The 6085-nt window shown below is 75.1% G+C and carries 5 protein-coding genes and 1 riboswitch; all 5 genes read left to right on the forward strand.

What is annotated here, in order from left to right:
* A partial coding sequence (locus CBZ_RS11055; RefSeq protein WP_130781601.1) for a TetR/AcrR family transcriptional regulator C-terminal domain-containing protein occupies positions 1 to 903 on the forward strand: 903 nt, incomplete at its 5' end.
* A gap of 126 nt (positions 904 to 1029) precedes the next feature.
* Positions 1030 to 1668, forward strand: a complete 639-nt coding sequence (locus tag CBZ_RS11060) for a DNA-3-methyladenine glycosylase I (RefSeq protein WP_130781602.1) — start codon at positions 1030 to 1032, stop codon at positions 1666 to 1668.
* Positions 1669 to 1740: 72 nt separating this feature from the next.
* Positions 1741 to 1956 carry a hypothetical protein gene (locus tag CBZ_RS11065; RefSeq protein ID WP_130781603.1) on the forward strand — a complete coding sequence of 72 codons (216 nt, stop codon included), beginning with the start codon at positions 1741 to 1743 and terminating at the stop codon, positions 1954 to 1956.
* Between the two features lie 246 nt (positions 1957 to 2202).
* Positions 2203 to 2298, forward strand: a riboswitch (SAM riboswitch).
* Between the two features lie 112 nt (positions 2299 to 2410).
* Positions 2411 to 3526 (forward strand): methylenetetrahydrofolate reductase, encoded by a 1116-nt coding sequence (locus CBZ_RS11075; RefSeq protein ID WP_130781606.1) that lies wholly within the window; start codon positions 2411 to 2413, stop codon positions 3524 to 3526.
* Positions 3523 to 5850, forward strand: coding sequence for a 5-methyltetrahydropteroyltriglutamate--homocysteine S-methyltransferase (gene metE / locus CBZ_RS11080; protein WP_130781605.1), 2328 nt, complete (start codon positions 3523 to 3525; stop codon positions 5848 to 5850). Before CBZ_RS11075 ends, metE begins: the two co-directional genes overlap by 4 nt.
* Positions 5851 to 6085: the final 235 nt, after the last annotated feature.

Consider the following 6085-nt stretch of genomic DNA (forward strand, 5'->3'; position numbering starts at 1 on the left):
GCCCGCGACGCCGCACGGGAGGCCGGCCGGGCCCTGCGCGAGGCTGAGAAGGCCGCCCGCGACGCCGCCCTCGCGCAGCAGCGCGCCGCCCGCGAGGCCGAGAAGGCACGCCGGGAGGCCGCCCGTGCCGAGACCGCCCCGCCGACCACGACGGTCGACGCCTCCGCGCTCCCGCCCGACCTGGCCGTCCTGTGGCGGTCCCCCGAGCCGCCGCGACGCGGCCCGCGCCCGAGCCTCACGCTCGACCAGATCGCCGACGCGGCGATCGCGCTGGCCGACGCGGAGGGCATCGGCGCGGTGTCGATGGCACGGCTCGCCGAGTCGCTCGGGTTCACGACCATGTCGCTCTACCGGTACGTGTCGTCGAAGGACGAGGTCGTCAGCCTCATGGCCGACCGTGCGAGCGGCCGGCCGCCCGTCGTCGGGCGCGAGGTCGGCGACTGGCGGGCACGCGTCGAGCTGCTCGTCTCGATCCAGCAGCCCGTCCTCTTCTCGCACCCGTGGCTCGCGCAGACCGGCACGGTCCTGCACGCCGTCGGGCCCAACCGCCTGGCGTGGATGGAGGCGATGGTCGCCGCGCTCGAGGACACGCCGCTCGACGAGGCGACCAAGGTCGCGGCCGTCGGGACGCTCGCGAGCCACCAGCTCGACGAGCTGCGGCTGTTCGCCTCCTGGACGGACCGGGAGCGGGCGGTGCAGGAGGCGACGTCACGGTCCTACGACATGGACGGGATGCTGCTGGCCGTCGCGACGCCCGACGAGCACCCCGCACTCGTCCGGGCCGCGACCGCCGGGGCGTTCGGCTCCGCGATGGACGACGGGCCGGTCTCGTTCGGCACGACTCTGCTGCTCGACGGCATCGCGGCGCTCGTCGCCCGGTCGGAGGGACGAGCGGGGGCGTGAGTCGCGGAGGGGTCGGGCGGCCCTGGACCGATCGCGAGCCGTCCACAGCCCTCGTCGGCGGCCGCCGCACCCTCCGGCCTCCGCGTCCGACCGCACGCTGTCGGCGTCGCGCGCCAGACTGACGACGTGACCACGCAGACCTCCGACGCCGCCGAGACGCCCGACGTCCCCGACGCCACCCCGAGCCGCCGGCTCGTCACCGGCCGGTGCTTCGGCGACGGCGACCCCCTCTACGAGCAGTACCACGACGACGAGTGGGGCAAGCCGGTCCACGGCGAGCACACCCTCTACGAGCGGCTCGCGCTCGAGGGGTTCCAGTCGGGGCTCGCCTGGATCACGATCCTGCGCAAGCGGCCCGCCTTCCGGGCCGCGTTCGCCGACTTCGACGCGGAGGTGGTCGCCGAGTTCGGGGACGACGACGTCGCGCGCCTCATGGCCGACGCGGGCATCGTGCGCAACCGCGCCAAGATCGAGGCGACGATCGCCAACGCGCGGGCCCTGCGCGCGCTGCACGCCGACGGCAGGACGCTCGACGCGGTGCTGTGGTCGCACGCGCCCGACCGGTCGACGCGGACCAGGCCCGCGACCTGGGCGGACGTCCCCGCGACGACCGTCGAGTCCAAGGCGCTCGCCCGCGAGCTCAAGTCGCTCGGCTTCCGGTTCGTGGGTCCGACGACCGCCTACGCCGCGATGCAGGCGTGCGGGCTGGTCGACGACCACCTCGCGACGTGCCCCTCGGTGAGCCTCGGGACGCCCGCCGGGTGAGGGTTGCACCCATCGAGTGACGGCCCCGGCGGCCCCGTGGCACCCGTTCGGGTGCGGGCTAGGATTCCCGCCATGACCGACACGCCCGACGCCGAGGGACGGCTCGACGCCGTCCAGGCGGCCGCCGCGGCGATGTCCGACCCGTCGACCGTCGACGCCGAGGTCCTCGCCGCCGTCCAGGACGGGCTGCGCGACGTGCCCGCCGGGTCGCCGACGTCCTGGTTCGACGTCCCGACGCAGCGCAGCCGGCTCCGCCCCGGCCACCTGACGCCCCGCCGTCGTCACTGACCCGTCGCCGCCAGCGACCCGTCGCCGCCACTGACCCGTCTCGCCACTGACCCTCGCCGCCGCTGACCCGTCGCCGCCACCAGCACGTCGCAGCCCGACAGGCGATGCCCCTCCTCAGCCGGGAAGGCCCGGCACCTCTTCCCGCGCAGCCCGCCTGCCCGACCCTCGCCGCTACCGGCTCGGACACCGCCGTCTCAACACGCGAGCGACGTTGCCCACCATGTGGTCGGCGGTCTAGCATCGCGACAACCATCCAGAGCGGCCGAGAGACCTGGCTCGACGACGCCGCAGCAACCCCCCTCCTGGCGAGGGTGTGGGTGCTTCCGCCAGGGTCGATGGAGTGAACGATGTCCCTGCACGACGTGTGTCCCGGTACCCACCGGGCCGACCCGCACCTCCAGGCGCGGGCAGGCCGCCGGTGAGCGCCCCCACGCTCGGCGCCGCGAGCGTCCCGCTGAGCGCGCCCGTCCCGGCCGAGGACCCGAGCACCGCCACGGCCGACGGGACGCCGAGCCGGCGCACGACCGGCCCGCACGTCAACGGCGAGGTCCGCCCGCTCGCGGCCGTCGACCGCCCGACGGTGTCGTTCGAGCTGTTCCCGCCGCGGAACCCGGACGCCGCCCCGCGCCTCTGGGACACCATCCAGCACCTCGCCGACGCCCACCCGGACTTCGTCTCGGTGACGTACGGCGCGTCCGGCAAGACGCGCCAGACGACGCGCGCGCTCGTGCGACGCCTGCTGCGGGAGACGTCGCTCAACCCGATCGCCCACCTCACCTGCGTCGGCACGTCTCGCGAGGAGATCACGACGATCGTCGAGGAGTTCCTCGACGAGGGCGCGCGGTCGTTCCTCGCGCTGCGCGGCGACCCGCCGGTCGGCCAGCCCGACTGGCAGCCGCACCCCGACGGCCTGCACACCGCGGGCGAGCTCGTCGAGCTGCTGCGCGAGATCGAGTCGCGCCGCTGCGCGGGCAGCCCGTCGCAGGCGGTGCGGGCCCGGGTCCGCCCGCTGTCGATCGCAGTCGCCGCGTTCCCGCGGGGCAACGCCGCGACCGGCGGCACGCGCGCGCAGGACGTCGCGTCGCTCCTCGCCAAGCAGGAGGCCGGGGCCGACTTCGCGATCACGCAGGTGTTCTTCGACGCCGAGGCCTACCTCGGGCTCGTCGCGGAGGCCCGCGACGCCGGCGTGACGATCCCGATCATCCCGGGCATCATCCCGGCGACCGACCCGGCCCGGCTGCTGCGCGTGCAGGACCTCACGGGCGTGCCCGTGCCGCGCGACCTGCTCGACCTGCTCGGTGCCGCAGACGACGACCTCGACCGGCACCGCCGCGGCATCCGCGCCGGCGTCGACCTGGTCCAGGGCGTCCTCGACGGCGGCGCCCCCGGCGTGCACCTGTACACGTTCAACCAGCACCACGCCGCGCTCGACCTGCTCGAAGGAGCGGGTCTGGACGGCGGGGCGCGCGACGGCCGTCAGGCCGCACCGGGCTCCGCCCGACCGATCCCCACGGCCGCACCGGCCCCGACGGCCACCGACCCCACCCACGAGGGACAGACACCGCGATGACCGCACGTACCACCCCCACGTTCCCCGCCGGCTCCGTCCTGGGCTACCCCCGGATCGGCCCGCGCCGCGAGCTCAAGAAGGCCATCGAGTCGTTCTGGGCGGGCCGCTCGTCCGCCGACGAGCTCGAGGCCGTGGCCGCCGACCTGCGCCGCCGCACGCGCAAGCGTCTCGCCGAGCTCGGCCTGCGCACCGACGTGCCCGCGATCCCCAGCGCGTTCTCGTTCTACGACCACGTGCTCGACGCGGCGACCGTCCTCGGCGCGGTGCCGCCCCGGTTCGCGGACCTCGTCGACGCGGACGGTCGCCTCGACCTCGCGGGCTACTCGACGGTCGCGCGCGGCCGCGGCGACGACCTGCCGCTCGAGATGACCAAGTGGTTCGACTCGAACTACCACTACCTGGTGCCGGAGATCGGCCCGGACACGACGTTCCGGTACGCGAGCGACCGCCCGGTCCGCGAGTTCGCCGAGGCGCTCGCCGAGGGCGTCGTCACGCGCCCCGTCATCGTGGGCCCGGTGACGTTCCTCGCGCTGGCCAAGGCCGCGGAGGGCTCGCCGGAGGGCTTCGCCCCGATCGACCGCCTCCAGGACGTCCTCCCCGTCTACGCCGCGCTGCTGCGCGACCTGGCCGCGGCCGGGGCGACGTGGGTGCAGCTCGACGAGCCGGCCCTCGTGTCGGACTCGGTCGACGTGCCCGTCGAGCGTCTGCTGGCGTCGGTCGTCGAGGCCTACGGTGCGCTGACCGCGGTCGAGGACCGCCCGGCGATCTTCGTCGCCGCCCCCTACGGCGACCTGCGCGCAGCCCTCCCGGTGCTCGCCGCGACGGACGTCGAGGCGATCGGCGTCGACCTGGTGCGCGGCCCGGCCCCGACGGAGGCGGTCCCCGGCCTGGAGTCGAAGACCCTCGTCGCGGGCGTCGTCGACGGCCACAACATCTGGCGCGCGGACCTCGACGCGAAGCTCGCGGTGCTCGAGCAGCTCGAGAACCTCGGCGCCGCCGCCGTCACCGTCGGCACGTCCACGTCGCTCTTCCACGTGCCGCACGACGTCGAGGACGAGCCCACGCTCGACCCGACGCTGAAGCAGTGGCTCGCGTTCGCCGACCAGAAGGTCACCGAGGTCGTGACCCTCGCCGAGGGCCTCACCGAGGGCCGCGAGGCGATCCACGAGCAGCTCCTCGCGGCCTCGGACGCGGTGGCCTCGCGCCGCAACGCGCCGGGCGTCGTCCGCCCCGAGGTGCGCGAGCGCGTCGCCGCCCTCGGCGAGGACGCGTTCAACCGCGGCGACTTCGAGTCCCGCAAGGCCGCCCAGGCCGCGCGCTTCGACCTGCCGCCGCTGCCCACGACGACCATCGGCTCGTTCCCGCAGACGCCGGAGATCCGCAAGGCCCGCGCCGCGTTCGGCAAGGGCGAGCTCACGGCCGAGCAGTACGAGGACGAGATGAAGGCGGAGATCCGCCGCGTCGTCGACCTGCAGGAGAGCATCGGGCTCGACGTGCTCGTGCACGGCGAGCCCGAGCGCAACGACATGGTGCAGTACTTCGCGGAGAACCTCGACGGGTTCGCCGTGACGACGAACGGCTGGGTCCAGTCGTACGGCTCGCGCTGCACCCGCCCGTCGATCCTGTGGGGCGACGTGTCCCGCCCGGCGCCCATCACGGTCGCCTGGACGTCGTACACGCAGTCCCTCACGGAGAAGCCGGTCAAGGGCATGCTCACCGGCCCGGTGACGATCCTCGCGTGGTCGTTCGTCCGCGACGACCAGCCCCTCGGCGACACGGCGAACCAGGTCGGGCTCGCCCTGCGCGACGAGATCGCCGACCTGGAGGCCGCCGGCATCGGCATCATCCAGGTCGACGAGCCCGCACTGCGCGAGCTGCTCCCGCTGCGCCGGGAGGACCACGCGGCCTACCTCGACTGGTCGGTCCGCTCGTTCCGCCTGTCGACGGCCGGCGTGCGCGAGGACACCCAGATCCACACGCACCTCTGCTACTCGGAGTTCGGCCAGATCATGGGCGCGATCGACGGCCTCGACGCCGACGTCACGTCCATCGAGGCGGCCCGCTCGAAGATGGAGATCCTCGGCGACATCGCGGCGGCGGGCTACCCGCGCGCGGTCGGCCCGGGCGTCTACGACATCCACTCGCCGCGCGTGCCCAGCGAGGGCGAGGTCGAGGAGCTCCTCACCGAGGCGGTCAAGGCCATCGCGCTCGACCAGCTCTGGGTGAACCCGGACTGCGGCCTCAAGACGCGCCGCTACGAGGAGGTCACCCCGTCGCTCGAGCACATCATCGAGGCGACGCGGGCGGTCCGCGCGACGCTCTGACGGCGGTCACGGCCCGACGGTCGTGACACCGCACGAAGGGGCCGGGTCCACGCGACCCGGCCCCTTCGCCGTCCTCGCCGGGCGCCCACGCCGGACCCGATGCCTTCCGCCCGAACGCACACGCCCGCCCGACGTCCTCCGCCCGGCGCGGGCACCCCCCGCGCGCGGGTCCACCCGCCCGGCCCGGGCCGCGGCCGACGGCAGGGCCGCGCGGGTCCACCCGCCCGGCCCGGGC

This window comes from Cellulomonas biazotea, from assembly GCF_004306155.1.
In the GTDB taxonomy this organism is placed as follows: Bacteria; Actinomycetota; Actinomycetes; order Actinomycetales; family Cellulomonadaceae; genus Cellulomonas; species Cellulomonas biazotea.

Excerpts from the sequence above, each read along its gene's own strand:
- CBZ_RS11065 (WP_130781603.1), top strand. The coding sequence starts at position 1,741 with ATGACCGACACGCCCGACGCCGAGGGACGGCTCGACGCCGTCCAGGCG.
- metE (WP_130781605.1), top strand. The coding sequence starts at position 3,523 with ATGACCGCACGTACCACCCCCACGTTCCCCGCCGGCTCCGTCCTGGGC.